Origin of the sequence: Sulfuricurvum kujiense DSM 16994 (assembly GCF_000183725.1) — a bacterium.
Lineage (GTDB): Bacteria > Campylobacterota > Campylobacteria > Campylobacterales > Sulfurimonadaceae > Sulfuricurvum > Sulfuricurvum kujiense.
In genome coordinates, this window is the sequence record NC_014762.1 from 2310554 (window position 1) to 2329677 (window position 19124).

General features: G+C 46.0%; 26 protein-coding genes. 2 read left to right on the forward strand and 24 right to left on the reverse strand.

The window, feature by feature from the left end; genetic code table 11:
- The first annotated feature begins 2 nt into the window (after window positions 1-2).
- The gene (locus SULKU_RS11500; protein ID WP_013461140.1) at window positions 3-323 is read left to right on the forward strand and encodes a thioredoxin family protein; all 321 of its coding nucleotides are present in this window, start codon (window positions 3-5) and stop codon (window positions 321-323) included.
- Between the two features lie 5 nt (window positions 324-328).
- On the opposite strand, the gene SULKU_RS11505 is transcribed toward SULKU_RS11500, so the two are convergent.
- From SULKU_RS11505 to SULKU_RS11610, 23 genes are all read right to left on the reverse strand, one after another.
- Complete coding sequence (locus tag SULKU_RS11505) at window positions 329-1081, reverse strand: TrmH family RNA methyltransferase (RefSeq protein WP_013461141.1); 753 nt, start codon at window positions 1079-1081, stop codon at window positions 329-331.
- Window positions 1081-2997, reverse strand: coding sequence for a transketolase (gene tkt / locus SULKU_RS11510; RefSeq protein ID WP_013461142.1), 1917 nt, complete (start codon window positions 2995-2997; stop codon window positions 1081-1083). Before tkt ends, SULKU_RS11505 begins: the two co-directional genes overlap by 1 nt.
- Before the next feature lie 3 nt (window positions 2998-3000).
- Entirely contained in the window at window positions 3001-3849 is an 849-nt protein-coding gene (locus tag SULKU_RS11515) for a polyprenyl synthetase family protein (RefSeq protein ID WP_013461143.1), read from the reverse strand.
- 43 nt (window positions 3850-3892) lie between these two features.
- On the reverse strand, window positions 3893-4258 hold the full coding sequence (gene panD / locus SULKU_RS11520) for an aspartate 1-decarboxylase (RefSeq protein WP_013461144.1): 366 nt from the start codon (window positions 4256-4258) through the stop codon (window positions 3893-3895).
- Between the two features lie 3 nt (window positions 4259-4261).
- Window positions 4262-4636, reverse strand: a complete 375-nt coding sequence (locus SULKU_RS11525; protein ID WP_013461145.1) for a (2Fe-2S) ferredoxin domain-containing protein — start codon at window positions 4634-4636, stop codon at window positions 4262-4264.
- A gap of 126 nt (window positions 4637-4762) precedes the next feature.
- A complete protein-coding gene (locus tag SULKU_RS11530; protein ID WP_013461146.1) occupies window positions 4763-6058 on the reverse strand; it encodes a UDP-N-acetylmuramoyl-L-alanyl-D-glutamate--2,6-diaminopimelate ligase in 1296 nt (431 codons plus the stop codon).
- On the reverse strand, window positions 6048-6641 hold the full coding sequence (locus SULKU_RS11535; RefSeq protein WP_013461147.1) for a hypothetical protein: 594 nt from the start codon (window positions 6639-6641) through the stop codon (window positions 6048-6050). The genes SULKU_RS11530 and SULKU_RS11535 overlap by 11 nt, the downstream gene beginning before the upstream one ends.
- Before the next feature lie 50 nt (window positions 6642-6691).
- Window positions 6692-6967 (reverse strand): NifU family protein, encoded by a 276-nt coding sequence (locus SULKU_RS11540; RefSeq protein ID WP_013461148.1) that lies wholly within the window; start codon window positions 6965-6967, stop codon window positions 6692-6694.
- A gap of 124 nt (window positions 6968-7091) precedes the next feature.
- Window positions 7092-7442: a 50S ribosomal protein L17 gene (gene rplQ, locus SULKU_RS11545; protein WP_013461149.1), complete on the reverse strand. Its 351-nt coding sequence runs from the start codon at window positions 7440-7442 to the stop codon at window positions 7092-7094.
- Window positions 7443-7469: 27 nt separating this feature from the next.
- Window positions 7470-8462, reverse strand: coding sequence for a DNA-directed RNA polymerase subunit alpha (locus SULKU_RS11550; RefSeq protein WP_013461150.1), 993 nt, complete (start codon window positions 8460-8462; stop codon window positions 7470-7472).
- 23 nt (window positions 8463-8485) lie between these two features.
- Entirely contained in the window at window positions 8486-9112 is a 627-nt protein-coding gene (gene rpsD / locus SULKU_RS11555) for a 30S ribosomal protein S4 (RefSeq protein WP_013461151.1), read from the reverse strand.
- A gap of 11 nt (window positions 9113-9123) precedes the next feature.
- Window positions 9124-9516, reverse strand: a complete 393-nt coding sequence (rpsK, locus tag SULKU_RS11560; RefSeq protein WP_013461152.1) for a 30S ribosomal protein S11 — start codon at window positions 9514-9516, stop codon at window positions 9124-9126.
- A gap of 11 nt (window positions 9517-9527) precedes the next feature.
- Window positions 9528-9899, reverse strand: coding sequence for a 30S ribosomal protein S13 (gene rpsM, locus SULKU_RS11565; RefSeq protein WP_013461153.1), 372 nt, complete (start codon window positions 9897-9899; stop codon window positions 9528-9530).
- A gap of 2 nt (window positions 9900-9901) precedes the next feature.
- A complete protein-coding gene (gene rpmJ, locus SULKU_RS14825; RefSeq protein WP_013461154.1) occupies window positions 9902-10015 on the reverse strand; it encodes a 50S ribosomal protein L36 in 114 nt (37 codons plus the stop codon).
- A gap of 197 nt (window positions 10016-10212) precedes the next feature.
- Window positions 10213-11472, reverse strand: coding sequence for a homoserine dehydrogenase (locus tag SULKU_RS11570; RefSeq protein ID WP_013461155.1), 1260 nt, complete (start codon window positions 11470-11472; stop codon window positions 10213-10215).
- The gene (locus SULKU_RS11575) at window positions 11469-12695 is read right to left on the reverse strand and encodes an LL-diaminopimelate aminotransferase (protein ID WP_013461156.1); all 1227 of its coding nucleotides are present in this window, start codon (window positions 12693-12695) and stop codon (window positions 11469-11471) included. Before SULKU_RS11575 ends, SULKU_RS11570 begins: the two co-directional genes overlap by 4 nt.
- A gap of 71 nt (window positions 12696-12766) precedes the next feature.
- Complete coding sequence (locus SULKU_RS11580; RefSeq protein ID WP_013461157.1) at window positions 12767-13393, reverse strand: hypothetical protein; 627 nt, start codon at window positions 13391-13393, stop codon at window positions 12767-12769.
- Between the two features lie 10 nt (window positions 13394-13403).
- Complete coding sequence (locus tag SULKU_RS11585) at window positions 13404-14243, reverse strand: hypothetical protein (RefSeq protein ID WP_013461158.1); 840 nt, start codon at window positions 14241-14243, stop codon at window positions 13404-13406.
- Window positions 14240-14917, reverse strand: a complete 678-nt coding sequence (gene rlmB / locus SULKU_RS11590) for a 23S rRNA (guanosine(2251)-2'-O)-methyltransferase RlmB (protein ID WP_013461159.1) — start codon at window positions 14915-14917, stop codon at window positions 14240-14242. Before rlmB ends, SULKU_RS11585 begins: the two co-directional genes overlap by 4 nt.
- A 13-nt stretch (window positions 14918-14930) precedes the next feature.
- The gene (gene rsmI / locus SULKU_RS11595; protein ID WP_013461160.1) at window positions 14931-15740 is read right to left on the reverse strand and encodes a 16S rRNA (cytidine(1402)-2'-O)-methyltransferase; all 810 of its coding nucleotides are present in this window, start codon (window positions 15738-15740) and stop codon (window positions 14931-14933) included.
- An 87-nt stretch (window positions 15741-15827) separates the two neighbouring features.
- Window positions 15828-16031 carry a 50S ribosomal protein L31 gene (gene rpmE, locus SULKU_RS11600; protein ID WP_013461161.1) on the reverse strand — a complete coding sequence of 68 codons (204 nt, stop codon included), beginning with the start codon at window positions 16029-16031 and terminating at the stop codon, window positions 15828-15830.
- Window positions 16032-16134: 103 nt separating this feature from the next.
- Window positions 16135-16803 (reverse strand): 16S rRNA (uracil(1498)-N(3))-methyltransferase, encoded by a 669-nt coding sequence (locus SULKU_RS11605; protein WP_013461162.1) that lies wholly within the window; start codon window positions 16801-16803, stop codon window positions 16135-16137.
- A complete protein-coding gene (locus SULKU_RS11610; protein WP_013461163.1) occupies window positions 16800-17213 on the reverse strand; it encodes a hypothetical protein in 414 nt (137 codons plus the stop codon). The genes SULKU_RS11605 and SULKU_RS11610 overlap by 4 nt, the downstream gene beginning before the upstream one ends.
- 99 nt (window positions 17214-17312) lie before the next feature.
- On the opposite strand from SULKU_RS11610, the gene SULKU_RS11615 reads away from it, so the two are divergent.
- Window positions 17313-18530, forward strand: coding sequence for a molybdopterin molybdotransferase MoeA (locus tag SULKU_RS11615; RefSeq protein WP_013461164.1), 1218 nt, complete (start codon window positions 17313-17315; stop codon window positions 18528-18530).
- Here SULKU_RS11615 and SULKU_RS11620 read toward each other — a convergent pair.
- Entirely contained in the window at window positions 18527-19108 is a 582-nt protein-coding gene (locus SULKU_RS11620) for a 6-pyruvoyl trahydropterin synthase family protein (protein ID WP_013461165.1), read from the reverse strand. The genes SULKU_RS11615 and SULKU_RS11620 overlap by 4 nt on opposite strands.
- Window positions 19109-19124 lie beyond the last annotated feature (16 nt).

The window sequence follows — 19124 nt, forward strand, 5'->3', positions numbered from 1 at the left end:
TTATGCAAACCTTAGACACCATTAACCAAACACTCAACTCTAACGATGCGGTGATGCTCTATTTTAGCGCACCTACCTGCAACGTTTGCCATGCTCTTAAACCCAAACTCGTTGAAGCGATTACTGACCAATTCCCTACGTTTGTCATAGAGAGTATCGATATTTCGCAAACGCCCGAAATCGCTTCACATTTTAGCGTTTTCGCGATTCCGACGGTGCTTGTCTTTTTTCAAGGGAGAGAATTTTTACGCAAAAGCCGACACATGAGTGTCGGCGAAGTCATCGATTCTATAGAACGTCCCTATAATCTTATGCTTGCGTAAGTAAACTACGGTAGAAAGCTGACGATCCCTGCCGTAACGGCGACATTAAGTGACTCGACTCCCCGATACATCGGTATAGAAACGCTATGAGTCGAAGCTCGCATTACCGCATCGCTCACCCCTTCGGTCTCATTCCCCAATACAAAAATAGCCCGAGAAGGGATTTTCAAGGTATGGATGTCGTCTTTAGCGTGAGACGAGAGGGTAATAATCGCCGTATCTTTAATCCCTAAAATTTCAGATAAATCTTCACAATAATAGATCGGGATTTTAAAGAGAGTACCCGCGCTCGCTTTCATCACCAAAGGAGAGAGTTTCGTGCTGTTGCGACGAGGCAATACGATCCCGTCGATTTTACTCGCCGCAGCGGATCGGACAATCATCCCCAAATTTTGAGGGTTGTTAATCCCATCTAGAGCTAAAAGGCGAAAAGAGCTCGGTAGATCGGTTGCAATGTTAGAGGCACTGCGGTAGTTTTGGCTAACGACGTCAATCGCAACTCCTTGATCTTGAGCGCTGTTTTTGGAGATGCGGGAGAGGGATTCTTTGGTGTGGTATTTTATCTCGATACCGCGCATTTCGGCGAGAGCCAAAATCTCTTCGATCGTCTCATCAATCCGGTTGCTTTTGGAGAGGTGCAGTTTGTGAATCTGTACAGCATCGTCTCGCAGCACTTCGACGGCCACGTTGCGCCCATACAGAGTAATCACTGAATCAAAAAAACGTTTCTTCTCTAAATATTCAGGAGAATCGTTCATTAGATCTTTGCCGCAACGGCTTCCGCGCTAAATCCGAATTTCTCAAACAGTTTATCTGCAGGCGCACTCGCCCCGAATCCATCCATCGCCACGACGGTGTCAGCGAATCGGTACCACTCAAGTCCGCGTGCCGCTTCAATCGCAACACGTTTCGTTCCCGGTTTAATGATAGAATCAAGATAGCTCTGAGGCTGCTCTAACAACAGATCAAAACACGGCACACTCACAACATTGGCCGCAACTCCGCGTGATGCCAGAAGCTCTGCCGTCTCGATTGCCAAACCAACCTCAGAACCCGATGCCATCAATGTCACCGTCGCACCCGCTTTATCGACAATCAGATAACCGCCGTTTTCCACATCACCGTGAACGGCAGAAGGGAGCAACGGAAGATTTTGGCGTGAACAGACGAACGCGGACGGAGAGTGTTTCATGCTGAGTGCTTTTTGCCAGCATTTGACGTTTTCCGCCCCATCCGCAGGACGATAGACGTAAAAGTTCGGCAGTGCTCTAAACTGGCTCAAATGTTCGATCGGCTGATGGGTAGGTCCGTCTTCACCGACACCGATACTGTCGTGTGTCCAGATAAAGAAATGCTGAATTCCGCTTAGCGCCGCAATACGGGCCGATGGTTTGAGGTAATCGCTGAATACGAAAAAGGTAGCGCTAAACGGCATCAGCGGCCCGTACAATGCCATCGCATTTGTAATCGATGCCATTGCATGTTCACGGATACCGAAATGGATATTTTTACCCTTCGGAAAATCGCCCATATTAGCAAGTTCGGTTTTATTAGAGGGTCCTAAGTCGGCAGATCCGCCGATAAATCCCGGAATCGCTTTGGCAATCGCATTCAAAATGATCCCGTTGGTATTACGGGTCGCATCCGCTTTTTCGAACGTCGGCCATTGGATACGAGAGAAGTCCGGATTAAGGAGCTGTTCATACGCCTCATTTTGCTCAACCAACGGAAGCTCTTTAATGCGGTGATTCCACTCACGCTCCGCCAAATCCCCTTTTTCGATCGCACATCGGAAACGCTCCAATACATCCGCATCGACATGGAATGTTTTTTCAGGATCAAACCCTGCGGCTGCTTTAGCCGTTTTGATGACATCGTGACCCAACGGCGCACCGTGAGCATGATGGGAGCCCTCCATTTTACCGCCCCCTTTGGCGATAACGGTATTGGCGATAATAAGAACCGGACGTTTGATCGTTTTCGCTTGAGTCAACGCACCGTCGATCTCAGCGAAATTATGACCGTCGATTTCCAAAACTGCCCAGTTTTGAGATTCGAAACGGTCTCTCATATTTTCGCTGAGGCTGAGTTCGGTAGAGCCCTCGATCGTAATACGGTTTGAATCGTAGATCAATACCAGATTGTCAAGCCCCATATGTCCGGCAATCGAACACGCTTCGTAGCTGATCCCCTCTTCCAAGTCGCCGTCTCCGCACAGACAGTAAACATTGTGATCGATCAATTCGGCTGTTTCAGAGTTCACTTTGTTACCGACATACGCCGAAGCCATCGCGAAACCGACCGCATTGGCGATCCCCTGACCCAAAGGACCTGTTGTGATCTCAACCCCGGCCGTGTGTCCGTATTCCGGATGCCCCGGAGTTTTAGAATCGAGTTGACGGAAGTTTTTAAGATCATCGATCTCCAGCCCGTATCCCCACAGATAGTAGAGTGAATAGATCAAACCGGTTCCGTGCCCTCCTGAGAACACCAAACGGTCACGATTGAGCCATTTCGAATTTTTCGGATTATGGTTCATGTGTTCAGAGAGAACGACTGCAATATCCGCCAACCCCATCGGTGCGCCCGGATGCCCTGAATTAGCCTGTTGAACCATATCTGCCGCTAAAAAGCGGATCGTGTCTGCCATTTTTTGGCGCATTGTATTACTCATCGTTTAATCCTTGTGTCGGTTAATGTAGTGGTTAAGTGTTGGTGACAATTCACGCTGCAAATTCTCATCAAAACTCGTCATTTGGCGGTTGATTTTATCCGCTAAAATATTTGCCTCTTCCATGGCACGCTCAAATCCGAGAAGCGTTACAAAACTGTTCTTTGCCTGATCGTTGTTGGTTGTTTTACCCGCTTGGATCTCATTTTGGGTAACGTCTAAAATATCGTCTTGGATTTGAAACAGCAGTCCCAAATCGATCCCGAAATCGTAAAGCTCTTGAGCCATATCATCACGACCGACGATGAATGCACCCATTTGAAGCGCCGCGGCAATCAGTTTGCCCGTTTTGTGGATATGAAGCATCTTCACCTGATCGAGTTCTAAACGAAAGTTTTCAAAATGACAATCAATCGCTTGGCCTAAAACCATCCCCTCTGCTCCGCCGTTATGGGCAAGTGAACGGATCAATTTTACGATAACCCGATCAGCAAACGGAGCATTGGAGAGGACTTCAAAAGCATACGTATTGAGTGCATCTCCCGCCAAAATTGCGCTCACTTCGTCATACGTTTTGTGCAGCGTCGGAATGCCGCGGCGCAGATCGGCATTGTCCATTGCCGGTAAATCATCGTGAATCAAAGAGTAGGTGTGAAGGAGTTCAATGGCCAATGCCGCATGATAAGCACTTTGAATCAACAGGGGATTATAGGCTCGTACGACTCCTAAAAGGAGCGCCGGTCGAAACCGTTTTCCCCCTCCGATAAGCATTTGTCGTAATGAGTTTTCATAATGGGGGTGAAAGCTTGGTGCACTCGGAAGATGTGACCCTAAGAATGTTTCAAACTGCTCCATCGTTATCCCACTATTTTTTAGCGAAATAGTAACATGAGGGAGCTTATATCTTCTCGATTACATCGGTGATGGCATTCTCATCATCGACTAATACCACGGTCGGTTTGTAATTTTCTAGTTCGGCATCATTATACGTTGCATAGGCGACGATGATAATCTTGTCCCCTTTGTGCACTTTACGTGCCGCCGCACCGTTTAGACAGATATCACGCTTGCCTCGTTCACCAAGAATGATGTAGGTTGAAAACCGCTCACCGTTATTAATGTTGAGAATTTCCACTTTTTGACCTACACGCATTTTCGAAGCTTCCAATAGCTCTTCATCAACAGTGATCGAGCCGACGTAATTAAGGTTGGCATCGGTGACCGTAGCACGGTGAATTTTACTGTAGAGCATTTCGATGAGCATTGTTTAGCGTCCCATTTGCTTCATCATGTCTGCAGGGGTGATCGGAGCATCCCAAAGCTCTGCAGGAATCACATACTCTTGTACCACTTCACCGCCGATAATATGACGATCAATGATCTCATTGATTTTCTCTTTAGTAAGTCCAGCGTACATAACATGACCCGGTTCTACCAGCATAATCGGTCCGACATTACAACGATTCATACATGACGTACGGATCGGCTGTACCGTTGCAATAAGCCCTTTTTGCATCAATGTCTGCGCTAAGTGCTGAAAAATGTCCTGCGTATGCGGATTAACACAGCTCGGTTTCGGCATTCCCGGAGGGGAACTTTGTTCGCATTTAAAAATATAAAACGCCGGTTGAGGAAGACCCATCGGCTACTCCTTTGAATTCGGTGGCATGATGCACCTAAAATAATAACGGCATTATAGCCAAAATAAAATCCTCAAGTTTAAGCTTCCTTATACAGCTGTCCTCTTTAAGGGGCAATTTAGGGAAGATTAGAGTGTTGCTAAAAGTTCTTTTGCGACAACACGGTCATCAAACGGCAGATGCTGATCGTAAATAATCTGCGACGTTTCATCCCCTTTGCCCAAAATCAGAACCACTTCATCGCCGCTGCGCTCTTTGAGTGCCTGCGCGATTGCACTGCGGCGATTGACATCCACGACAACATTGCTTTTATCTTCAATACCTGCGAGGATATCTTCTATAATCGCATCGGGATCTTCAAAACGCGGATTATCGCTGGTAACGTATACTTTTTTTGCATACGCAACGGCAACTTTCCCCATCAAAGGTCGCTTTTTCCGGTCGCGATCGCCCCCTGCACCGAATACGACTAATACTTCCTTCTCTTTAAGAGCATTCAGTACCTGTTCCATCCCATCAGGAGTATGAGCGAAATCGACAATCACCAGCGGCGATTCGCTGACCACTTCCATCCGCCCGCTGACTCCGCCGAAGTTTTCGACGACATCGGCAATTTTTTCTAGGCTCTCATCGGTTACCAAATGGACCGCAGCCATCGCCGCGGTGATATTGTAGAGGTTGAAAAATCCGTGCAATGAAGATACAAACGGAACATGATCCTCAAAGTATTTCAGCACACCGCTTACGCCGTTGTTCAGCGAATAGGCAATGATTTTATAGGTAGCAGGGTTTTCGACTCCGTAGGTAAAAGCGTTTTTGAAATTAAACTCTGCCTTTCCTTCATCTTTATTGATCAGTTTTTTCGATTCGTCTTGGAAAAAAAGATTTTTGATACGGGTATACTCTTCGATACTCTCATGGTAATCGAGATGATCTTGGGTGATATTGGTCAAAATCTTTAGCGCAAATGTAATTCCCGCAATGCGCTCCTGCTCGATCGCATGCGAGCTCACTTCCATGACAAAATATTCGCATCCCGATGCGATTGCCTGTGCCATATGGCGGTAGGTATTAAGCACCGTCGGCGTCGTAAGCGTTTTCCCCTCGACGGGCGCATCATTCATAAAAAATCCGCGTGTCCCCTGCATAGCCGCTTTGTGGCCCAAATCGAGTAAAAGGGAATAAATGGCACTTGCGGTCGTCGTTTTTCCGTTGGTTCCCGTAATCCCGATAACACGAATGCGGTCAAGTCCAAAAACCTTCCAGCATTCATCCGGAGATATAATCGAATGGGCTCCTCGGGAAACTGCATCCTCTTTGTATTTCTCGTTTTGTTTGGTCAAAAGGAATGCACATTCATTGCCGCAGTCATTCGAATTTTCGCTTATATAGCGGTACGGCTGGCCTTGAACCTCAATTTTCAATGTTCTTTCCTTTGGCTAAGCGACGCAATAAATTACGAAGCTGTCGGTCGTTCGGGTAAACTCCGAGTGCACTTTCAAGATAACTCAGTGCCATCTCTTGATACCCGTGATCGATTAGATTGTCCAGGAAATCGACAAAATCTTCTTTTTCGGTGATAATGACGCGTGTCGAAAACATGATATTTTCAAAAATACGATTAAAATCGCTGTCATTCTCGACCAGCTCTTTAAACTCAGTATACATAATACCGTCTTCGTAATCCAAGCGCGATTTAATCGTTTCCTGAAAAAGCCCAGCTAATTGATCGAGGGTACCGTCCATTGTCTGCAAAATCTCAGAAATTACCGTATCAGCCGTTTCAGTGTCTTCGCTTCGTAAAATAGTATAATAATCAAACAACGCCTCTCCGGCACTCTCACCGCTCATTGCCATATCCGAGAGAATAGCTCCGTTATAAGCCTCTTTTGAATCAGGATAATCTTTCAGCACCAATGAATAATCACGTAACGCCTCACTGTATTGTCCCGCCAAAAAAAGATCATTTGCTTGTTTGAGGGCTTTGGTCATATTGATAGTTTTCATGTTGTTAATCCCTCCTCTGTATTTTCTAATATCGGCTCAATTCACATTAATTATAATGCATCGATTTGATGTTCCATCCCATGCGGTACGTTAATCACCGTCAATTCCGGATGAATATCCATCCGAAGCTGACGTTCTACTCCGTATTTTAGCGTATTGCCGCTGCTTGAACATCCAATGCATGCACCTTGTAACTGTACATAAATTGTTCCATTTTTTACACCCAAAAACGCTATATCGCCGCCGTCTAATGCCAATGTAGGCCGTATTTTATCAATTACATTCCGCACCGGCTGCATTAATTCTTCATCACTGAATGGGATCATGGCTATCATACCTTTTAAAGCTCAAATATTGCGTTATAGTATAAGAAGTGTACTAAACATGTACTAATGCGAAAAGGATAGTTTTCGAGTGAAGCTCGATTTAAGGGGTTTGGTATTGAACTCGTTAAACGAGTTCAATGTACGCCATCGGTGTAGCATCACCGCGACGGATACGAGTTTTAACGATACGGGTGTAACCACCGTTGCGATCGTTATATTTTGGTGCAACTTCGTTAAGAAGTTGTTTTGTAGCTTCTTTGTTTTGCAATACAGCAAACACAGAACGATGTGCGTTTGCATCACCGGCACGTGCAGTTGTAATCAATTTTTCAGCAAATGAACGAAGTTCTTTTGCTTTGATCAACGTAGTTTCAATTTTACCGTGTTCAATCAACGCAATGCTAAGGTTAGTCAACAAAGCTTCACGATGTGCGCTTGTTCGGCCTAGCTTGCGGTATCCGTGACGATGTCTCATGAGATACTTCCTATAATGGTTTAAAGCTTATTCAGCTTCGATTTTCTTTTTGATAGCGCTGATAAGATCATCAGCCAAATCTTGCCCTACAGTATAACCGTACTCAGTGATTTTTTCTAAAATCTCTTCAAACGACTTTTTACCGAGGTTCTTGACCTCTTTCAAATCATTTTGGCTCATCATAACGATCTCGCCGATGTATTTGATGTTCGAGCGGTCCAAACAGTTGAAACTGCGCGCGCTCAAACCAAGATCTTCAATGCGGGCACCCAAACGTTTAAGTTCCGGATGCTCATCCCCGCGCTCAGCTGCGGCAGGAGCTTTGATGCTCACTTCGCTGTTGAATACAGCCATTTGAGCATACATTACTTCCAACGCGTTTTTAAACGCATCGACCGGAGAAATTTGTCCGTCAGTAGCAATATTGATTACCACTTTTTCGAAATTCGGGTTGTCTTCAACCAAAACATTTTCGATCGCGTATGTTGCACGGCGTACCGGCGTAAAATACGCATCCAATGCAATGTATCCATCACCCAAAATATCCCGTACATCTTCGCTCGGAGCATATCCGATACCTTGATGAATTTTAACGCTGAAATTAAGCGTCGCATCTTCATTCAAAGTCGCCAAAAACGCATTCGGGGTTACCACTTCGACATCATCATTATCCAAATCACTTCCATGAATTTCACAAGGGCCTGCGAAACTGTAAGTGATCTCTTTCTCTTTAAGGCCGTTTTTTAATTTGAAACGGATCCCCTTGAGGTTAATGATAAAATCCGAAATATCCTCGAGCATACCGCGCACAGAGTCAAACTCATGCTTAGCACCCTCAATTTTAATACCGATCGGTGCGAATCCGACCGAACTGCTTAGCAAAAAGCGGCGGATCGGATGGGCGAGTGAAACCGCAAATCCGGTTTCAAACGGATAAGCAATGATGTTTGCTTCATTCGCGCTGATTTGCTCGACGACAAACTCTTTCGGAAGAAGCGGTGATGTCTTAATTTTTTTCATGCTGAACGCCCTTTCTTTAATGATTATTTCGAGTAAAGCTCGACGATTAGACGTTCTTCTACAGGGATAACAACCTCTTCACGCTCTGGAAGACGTGTGAAAATACCGAACGCTTTATCTTGATCGATGTCAACCCATGCCGCAAGACCGGTTTGGTTGGTCAACTCAATCGCGCGAACGATTTGGTTGTTCTTTTTACTTTTCTCATGGATTTCCACTTTTTGGCCCGGTTTAACACGGTATGACGGAATGTCAACACGTTTGCCGTCAACCAATACGTGACCGTGGTTTACCAATTGGCGTGCAAAACGACGAGTCGTTGCAAATCCCATACGGTAAACAACGTTGTCAAGACGCTGCTCAAGAAGCATAACCAAGTTCGTACCGGTGTTACCAGTGCGACGTTTTGCTTCACCGAACAATGAACGCATTTGTTTTTCGCTCAAACCGTACATAAATTTCGCTTTTTGTTTTTCGCGAAGCTGCGTACCGTACTCAGAGATTTTTGTACGGCGTTGACCGTGTTGGCCAGGTCCGTACGGACGTTTGTCAAGGGCACTTTTACCTGCAAGACGACGCTCACCTTTTAATCCAAGGCTTACACCGAATCTTCTTTCGATTTTTTCTACGGGTCCTCTATATCTTGCCATTACAAACCTCCTTACACGCGTCGGCGCTTAGGCGCACGACATCCATTGTGTGGTAGCGGAGTAACGTCTTTCATGAAAGAAACACGTAAACCTTCGATCGCACCTACACTTTTAACTGCTGTTTCACGACCAGAACCTGGTCCTTGAACTTTAATTCCCACTTCTTTGATACCGTGGACCATTGCTTTTTCCATCGCTGATTCTACCGCTTGTTGAGCAGCAAAAGGAGTCGATTTTTTAGAACCTTTGAAACCAAGGGCACCGGCTGAGCTCCATGCGATCATGTTACCCATTTCATCTGTTACCGTTACAAGGGTATTGTTGAATGAAGCCAAGATATGTACGATACCTCGTGCAATATTCTTCTTTACGATTTTTTTACGGGTTGCTTTTCTTTTTGCCATACTCTAATCCCTTACTTTGTGGCTGAGCCGACGGTTTTCTTTTTACCTTTGCGCGTACGAGCATTGGTTTTGGTTTTTTGACCACGGCATGGGAGACCTTTACGGTGACGAAGACCACGGTAAGAACCAAGATCCATCAACGCTTTAATATCCATAGCGACTTGTTTGCGAAGGTCACCTTCTACAGCGATTCCGCTGCTTCGGATTTCTTTAGCGATTGTAGCCGCTTCATCTTCGCTTAGTTCGAATACACGCTTGTTGTAATCGAGTCCTGTTGCATCCAAAATTTTGCGTGAAGTATGTAAACCGATACCGTAGATATAGGTTAATGCATATTCCAAACGTTTTTTCTTAGGTAAGTCCACACCAGCAATACGTGCCATGCTTATCCTTGTCTTTGTTTATGTTTTGGGGTTTTGCAGATTACGCGAACAATCCCTTTGCGCTTGATGACTTTACAATCATCGCACATTTTCTTCACTGAAGAACGTACTTTCATCGGTAGGCTCCGTTGATTTAAATCACTTGCTTTTCGTAGGTGAGATTGATCTCACCAATACTTGTAACTACGATTGAACGCAGTTATAAACATTCAATTCTATTTGTCCGAAAGGGCAAAGTGGACGCGTATGATACAGTAAATAAGGTTAAATTTTTATTAAGGTTATAAAAAGAGGGTTTTAATACGGAGTGTCTCTAGACAATCCGTATCATAAATGGGGATTCTAAAACCGCGTCTAATGTTTCTAGTTTTGCCATTAAACCGTGCAAAGCACGTTCGGTCGCTTCGTGGGTAGCAAAGAGCAAATGTGCGCATTCCGTTTCGGACGGGCGCTGAATGACCGCTTCGATAGAGATCGATTCATCGGCAAAAAGGCTGGTGATTTTTGCCAAAATTCCCGGTTTATCCGAAACACGAAGACGAAGATAATATTTGGATCGGATATCCTCGCTGTTTTTAAGCCGTAAACCCTCTTCAAGCGGATGGTTAAATCCGAGCATCGGAGAACGTTTTCCCGAACGGACGATATCGATGATATTAGCAACGACGGCGCTCGCCGTCGCATTTCCGCCGGCACCCGGACCGTAATAGAGGGTTTCGCCCACACGGTCGCCGACGACACTGATACCGTTCATGACGCCGTCGATTTTTGCGATCATCGCATCTTCTTTAACCAATGCTGCATGAACACGTAGCTCAACTTCGGCATCATCGCGTTTGGCAATACCCAAAAGTTTGATCGTGTAGCCGAACTCTTTGGCGAATGCGATATCCGCAGGGGTAATCCCCTCGATCCCCTCAATCAAAATCTCTTCGGGTTTCGCATCGATTCCGTATGCGATGGAAGCGAGGATGAGAAGTTTATGTGCCGCATCGAATCCACCGATATCAAAGGTCGGATCGGCTTCGGCATATCCCAGTGCCTGTGCTTCGGCTAACACCTCGGCAAACGGTGTCCCCTCGTTCATCATTTTGGTCAGCATGAAATTACACGTTCCGTTCATAATCCCCATGATAGAGAGGATATGATTCGCCGATAAACCGTCGCGCAAGGCATTAATGATCGGAATCCCCCCCGCGACACTCGCTTCGAATTCAAACGGAATATCTCCGGCAATCTCTTGAAGCTCATAACGGTGGTAGGCCAAAAGGGCTTTATTGGCGGTTACTACCGCTTTTCCATTTTGGAGCGCTTTTTTGACGACAGCGAGGGGAAGTTCTACCCCTCCCATCAGTTCAACAACAATGTCAATTTCCGGATCATCGACAATGTCGTACGGATCTTGCGATACAGCGATGGAGAGGTCTGAAACCTTGGAAAGATCACGTACGACTCCGCTTTTTACACTGATCTCGTCACCCGAACGCGCCGTGATAATCGATTTATTCTCTTCTAATATCTGCACGACGGCACGCCCTACCGTGCCGACACCGATAACGCCGACACGTGTCACTCGCCACCCTTGTCGCAACTCAATGTACTTAAAAACTGCTTGATATTTTTTGCCGCCTGACGGATACGCTGATCGTTTTCGATCAATGCGATACGGACATACTCATCGCCGTAATCGCCGAATCCGATCCCCGGAGCTACGGCGACGTTCGCTTCCACCAAGAGGCGTTTGGAAAATTCAAGACTTCCCATATGAATCGCGCATTCGGGAATTTTAGCCCACACAAACATCGATGCCTGATTTCGGCGAATCGGCCACCCGGCACGGTTAAAAGCATCCAATAGGACATTTTGACGATGATCATATTTATCCGTGATCTCCTGAACACAGGTTTGATCCCCGGTAAGGGCAACCGTCGCGGCAACCTGAATCGGAGTGAACATCCCATAATCGAGCCAGCTCTTGATCTTTTGCAATGCGCCGATCAGTTTGGCATTACCTACGAAGAAACCGACGCGCCATCCCGCCATATTATAGCTCTTAGAGAGGGTAAATGCTTCAACCGCAACATCTTTTGCACCCGGGACAGAGAGGATAGATGGTGTTTTATACCCGTCAAACGTCAGATCTCCGTATGCAATGTCGCTGATAACGTAAAAGCGTTCACGCTTCGCCATCTCGACGACACGAACATAAAACTCCGGTGTTACCGTCGCCGTTGTCGGATTGTGCGGAAAGTTGACGACGAGATATTTCGGTTTCGGAAACGAGACATGAAACGCGTGTTCAAGACGCTCGAAAAAGAGGTCTTCATCCACTTTGTAATCTTCATCAAACGGCAATTCCATTTTTTGAACGTTTCCACCCGCCAAAATAAAACCGTATGAGTGGATCGGATAAGTCGGATCGGGAACGACGACAACATCGCCGGGATTCGTAATAGCATACGCCAGGTGGGCATACCCTTCTTTAGAACCCATAGTCGCAACCGCTTCGGTGTCCGGATCAAGATCGACGTCATAGCGACGTTTGTACCAATCGCAAATGGCCTGACGAAGTTTCGGAATCCCTTTAGAGACTGAATAACCGTGTGTTTTGGTTTTTTCTGCCGACTCAACCAATTTTTTACGAATATGTTCAGGGGTATCCCCATCAGGATTTCCCATACTGAAATCGATAACATCGGCACCGGCACGTCTACGCGCCATTTTAAGTTCATTTACTTCAGCAAATACATATTTTGGAAGGCGTTTAATCCGGTCAAATTGGATTTCATCAAACATGGCTACAACCTGTGATTAAAAAATTGCGCCATTTTAGCATAAGAGGCTTAGTTTTAATATAATATCGATACTTATTGCACCGGATTCGTCGGCTCGATCCACATCCCCTCTTTGAGCATTTTCATCCCCTGTACATTGGAAACTTTGAGGTAATATGCTCCCTCCGGAACTTCGAGCTGAAGTTCCTCCTTAGAATCTGCCGCCCTAAAAGAAGATATCAAATGCATAGATCGGTCTAATATTGCAATATCAGGATACCATTTGCCTGTATAAGGGGGCTGAATATAAATATGTTGCGCTTTCCCTAGACGAAACCACTGCGCCGTCTTAACATGTTTCAACTCAACACCCTCTTCTTGGAGCAGCAAAGTGTTCCAGACAGATCCTTGCGCGTCCAATGCCAAAGAAAGATCATTATTATGCAGAAAAATTTTTTCGACTTGAATTCCCTCATTTTTGAGATTTTCGTCTAAACCGGAGATACTTAAAGGTTTATTGCCGATAGCAATTGCACTCAGTTCACCGGAATTATTTTCAAAATCGAATGAGTCAATATCCAATTTATATCCGACAGCGTTAAATGCTTGGGTAACGGTACGCAGGCTTAAAATAGCTTCGCCCTTAAAAGTGATATGAGTATTGAAGGACTCTCCGAAAAGAAGGAGAGGAAGAAAGAAAAGTGAGAGGAAGCGGTTCATTACGCTGTATTTACCAGTTTTTCCCGCCGTTGCGTTCCATAAACTCTTGTTGCGAAATTTGTTTCAAAGCCCCTTTTTCACCTATAAAGTGGACCGTATTTTTATCATTAAGCACTTTTTTTCCCTCACTGGAGATGAGTTCTACCCTGCCGTGGCCTAAAACAATCAATAATGTTTTAGTCGGATCTATAATGATGGGATCTATGGTTATCCCTTGAATTTTTTTACCGCTTTCAAGATCGATTACTCCATACCATACTTTGTATTGCGGAATAATTGCCGTCTGCTGATCCGATGTTCCAGTGATCAAAGTCTCGTTCTGCTGCGCAGGAATCGCAGACTGTACACTAGTGGCTGCACTTTGATTGCTTTCAACGTTTGCAATCGAACCCGTAATATTCGTTTCATTCGTTTCGGCATTAGCCGTATCATTTTGTTCAACAACCTGAACAGACGATGTGGTAAGGTTCATCACGTCTTCACTCGGGGCAGCCGACATTTTACCCTGTAAGAAATATCCGCCGATCATCAAAATAATAATTAATACGGTTCCGGCGACAATCCATTTCGGTTTTGAGTTGGATGCTGCCTGCAAAATCACCGATTGTTTCGGAGCAAGGACGGTCGGATTGTTTTGGCAAAACAGCAAATATTCTTCTTTAATGCCACTAAGATCAATATCATACTCACGTTCTAAGATAGAAATATATCCCATAAACTGGACCCGCCCGATCTGAGCATAGGATTTTGTCAAAACCAACTCAATCTTATCGCGGGAAATATGGGTCCGTTCATGAATCTTTTCTGTCCCAAGAGCCTGTAAATCTTCGAACGTGTTGTATTGTTTCATCTCATTCTCTCCATCAAAATTGCGCCGGCAACACCGACATTCAAAGAATCAAAATCATGCGCCATCGGAATCGAAATACCGACATCAAGGCTTTTCTGGACTCTGCCGCTTAAGCCTTCCCCCTCATTACCCAAAACCAAGACCCGCTTTGCGGCAAATGAAGCTTCACGAACGTCAACCCCGTCCATTACCGCTCCGTAAATCTGAAATCCTGATTGCTTCAGTTCATGCAATACATCATGAATATTGTGAATAATTACCAACGGAAGATCAAGGGCGGCCCCGCTGCTGGTACGGATCATCGCTTCGAGGTTCGGATCTTTGATACCGCTGATAACCAACGCCTGAACCCCTAACGCATACGCGCTTCGTATAAGCGAACCGATATTTCCCATATCGGTAATCGAACTCAATACCACGATAAAATCGCATTTTTTTAGAAACGGGGAGGCGTACGGCACTACCTGAGAAATCTCGGCGATAAACCCCTGATGGTTCCCCCCCTTTACCATTGACTGCGCCGCTTTTTCGGGGATCCGCTTAATCTCAAAACCCATTTTCATGAGCGACGAATACTCTTTTTTATCGAGCTCTTTTGCCAAATAGAGAACCTTAATACGCTCCCTGTGACGCTCTATTGCGTAATAAACCGGTTGTTTTCCATAAATAATCATGAGGTATTATATCCTAAGATTTCATGAGGCGTGTATAGCACTCTTTGGGATTTTCACCCGTAATTTTGGCAATCAGTTTCGATGCGGCTTTTTTGGGGATATCAAGGGCTAGAATATCCTGCTCACTCAAGGATGAACTTTTCCCTTCCGACGCTTCTATCACAACGACCCATTCCCCCCGAATCTCTTTTTCCATTTGCGGAATCAATTCCGATGCGGTGCCCCGATAAAATTTCTGATACCGTTTGGTAAGCTCTTTGGCCAAAAAGATCTGCCGATCCGGTGCCGCAACGACAAGTTCCGATAAGAGTTTATCCAACCGTTTCGGCGATTCATAGAGTATCGTCGTATAGCCGTTAAAAAGTGCTTCTTGCAGAGCGGATGATCTGTCGTTCCCTTTGTGAGGCAAAAAGCCGAAAAAAAGCATTTTTGTCTCCACAAATCCACTGGCGACGAAAGCGGTCAATGCTGCATTTGCTCCGGGTATTACATCATACGCAATTCCGTGATCGAGACAATAGCGTACAAGCATCTGTCCGGGGTCGCTGATTCCGGGCATCCCGGCATCACTGACATAGACAACGTTTTGGTCAAAAAAATCGGGGGTCAGCGAAGCGACAAATTCGGTTTCGTTATGGGAATGGAGACTGATAAACTTTGGATCACATGTTGTTAATTCGTAGCGTTCTTTAAGAAGATGAATCAGCTTTTTGGTTACACGGGTATCTTCGCATAACAGTATCTGTGCCTGAGAAAGAGTTTCAATGGAACGTAAAGAGATGTCGGCGATATTACCGATAGGAGTTGGAACAAGAGACAGCATTGTTATTCTCAATTTCTGCCTCAAAGAGGCTAGTTCAGTGCCTTTTCGGCAAACGAAGCCAAAGGATTTTCTCCTTTGGCACTCAAATTATGAGTTAAGTGCGTAACGTTTTTTGAATTTATCGATACGACCTGCCGTATCTACTTGACGCTCAGAACCGGTAAAGAACGGGTGACATGCGTTGCAGATATCAACACGGATTGAATCTTTTGTGCTGGTTGTAGTGAATGTGTTGCCGCATGCGCAGCTTACTGAACATTCTACGATGTTCGGGTGAAGATCTTTTTTCATCAGTTTACCTTGTGATCGACGGCGTTGTACGTCGGTCTGTATAGTTTTATATCCGTACGGGGGCGGATAATTGAACGCGAATTATAACGAAAGAATTCTTTTTTTACAATAAGCGTGACGCAATCGCCACTGCAGCCGTCTCTGAACGCAAAATCATCGGGGAGGGAAAAAGACGGATTCGATGATTCGAAAACACTTTCCGCTCACTCTCGTCAAATCCCCCCTCGCATCCGATGACGACCGTCTCTATTGATTCGTCCGAACCGAGTACTTCACCGCCGAAATCCAATACCACGGCATCGTTATGCTCTTTTAAAAAGGTACTCATATTCGGCGATTCGGAGAGTTCGATCAGCGACGTCCGTCCGCACTGCATAATGGAACTCTCCATAATGCGTTTGTACCGCTCAAAATCAAGACGAAAGTTTTGCTGAGACCTTCGGCAATGGATAAAAGTGATTTTCGACACGCCAAGCTCCGTGAGCATCGGTAATGTTTTTTCAATCGTTTTCGGGTCAACCAAACACCATCCGATATGGAGCCGATGATTGCTTTCGCTCGGAGCATGGTGATGACTCTGCAATGAGAAATAGGCACACCGTCCGTCCGTCCGCTCCAAACGGTAGCGGTATTCTTCGCTTAACCGCTCGCGTGAACGAAAAGCGATCAAATCTCCCGCTTTATGGCGTCTCACCTTGATGAGATATTTGTAATCATCACCCGAAACACTCAATTCATCCGCACCGACGCCGTCGTGAAGGAGAAATTTCATTGCGCCATCATCCACAAGGTAATCGCGATTAATAAACTCATCTCTATACCCAAAAAGCGGAATGCTTTTTTCTTGTAAAGGGCAAATGCCCCCTCTTGGGTTATATCGGTTTTACGCTTAAGTGTTTTATACCGCTTGGCTTCGAGAATAATCATCAGTATTCCTATGACGATCATCGCACTATTAGCAAACGTAAAGTGAAGATGTTTAGCCGCCATCATCACCGCGCCCGTAAAAAGGATCAAAGCGATAAGTGAGCTGGAAATCGGCATCACGATACGCATCCGCTTCGAATAACGGACAATATGATGGGAAAGGGACAACATAACGATGTTGAAGAGGACGACTCCCATCAAAACAATAACTCCGAAATAGTGGATGTTCAATCCGGCTGTGTACATAGCTTCCATAAAGGGGATTTTACCTTAAATTGCCTATAATGACTACCTAATGTTCCCGCAGGCATGAATAATTAATGCACAAGACAGAGGAATACCCAAGGAGAGAGAATGGCGATCAGCGTAGAAGAGGCACTAAATCTGATTTATACATTAGCGTTACCGACGCAGACAGAAATCGTTCCGATCGAAAACGCTATCCATCGCGTCCTCTGCGAAACTATCACCGCAACTTACTCTCTCCCTTCGTTTGACAACTCCGCCATGGACGGCTACGCCGTAAGATCGGAAGATGCCGGCAAAACACTGTTGCAGTCGTGCACTATTTTTGCGGGGGACGGCGCTGAAATCAGAATGGTGGAGGATCAGTGCATCCGGATCATGACGGGAGCCAAAATACCGCAGGGGTGCGAAGCAATCGTCCCGATTGAAGAGGTGAGCGTTAACAAAGATCAAGTCACCTTCCCCGCCGTTATTAAGCCCTCTCAACATATCCGTCTCAAAGGCGAAGACATCCAAGCCGGGATGGTACTGCTTGAGCGCGGTGTGATGCTCCATGCCCACCATATCTCACTGCTCGCTTCTCAGGGGATTACCCATGTCAAACTCTATAGACGCCCCCGTGTCGCCCTCTTCTCGTCGGGCAATGAGCTGAAAATGCATTATGAAACGCTCGGAGCCAATCAGCTTTATAATACCAATACCCCGACATTTACGGCACGTACCGAGGAACTCGGATGCGACGTTATCTTTACCGGAACGGCGGAAGACACCCTGGAATCGATCCAAGAGCACATACGCCGTTCTCTGAACGCCGATTTGATTATCACCTCCGGCGGCGTCAGTGTCGGTGATGCCGACTTCACCAAAGAGGCATTTACCTCTTTGGGCTTTGAGAATGCTTTTGAATCGGTGGATATCAAGCCGGGTAAACCGACGACCTTCGGCCGTATCGGAGATACCGTCATCCTCAATCTCCCCGGCAATCCTCTCGCCGCGGCGCTGTGTTTTGAACTTTTCGGACAAAGTACGATTCTTGCCCTCAGCGGCCGAAGCGACAAATATCTCTCTACCATTACGACCCGTATCGGCGAAGCGTTCAAAATGAAAAAAGGGAGACGTTCACTGATCCCGGGATGGTTTAACGGGGAAAATTTTACTCCCAGCCCGAAATTCGGCCCGGGGATGGTGTTACCCCTCTCACGGGCGAACGCATTTATGATGGTGGATGAAAAAGTAGAAGGATTCGAAGCGGGAGCATCGGTCAAAATCATCCCGACGCGCTGGTGTATGAGTTCGGAGACTCAGAACTCGCTAATAACGCTCTAAACGGTTTTCGGGTTCACGAATGGCTGCCCCGTTAAGATTTTCTCCCATAACTGCGGATCGTTCCACCCCTCGCGCACTTCGTCGCTGAACGCTATCATCTCAAGCGGGATCGTCCCCATCAGTTCCGAATACGCATCTTCCTCAAACGCCTGAGCGTATCCCGTCTCCGTTTCATGGACGATGATACTGTGAAGCTTAACACCCCGCTCGCCGTTGACCATCTGCGTCGATGCGAGAAGTCTGTCGATCATCAAAAACAAAACGCGGCTGAACTGCTCACATGAAGGGGAAACGGGAAGGAGCACCCATCGGTTGGAATGCGCTTTCATCGAAGCAATATACTCCGCATCGTCTCCGTCCCAAATCGCGACGCCGTGATCGAAACTGTCGATCAGCTCTTTCATCCCCCGCTTCATCAGACCGAAGTCATAGACCATCTGCCCCTCATCGAGATATTTGGACTCAAAGAGCACTTCGACTTTGTACGAATGGCCGTGGATCGAAGCACGGCACCGCTGTGTCGAGCATCCGCGGACGACGTGGGCGTTTTCAAATTTAAAAAGTTTACGGATTAGCATGATAAACCTTCTGATT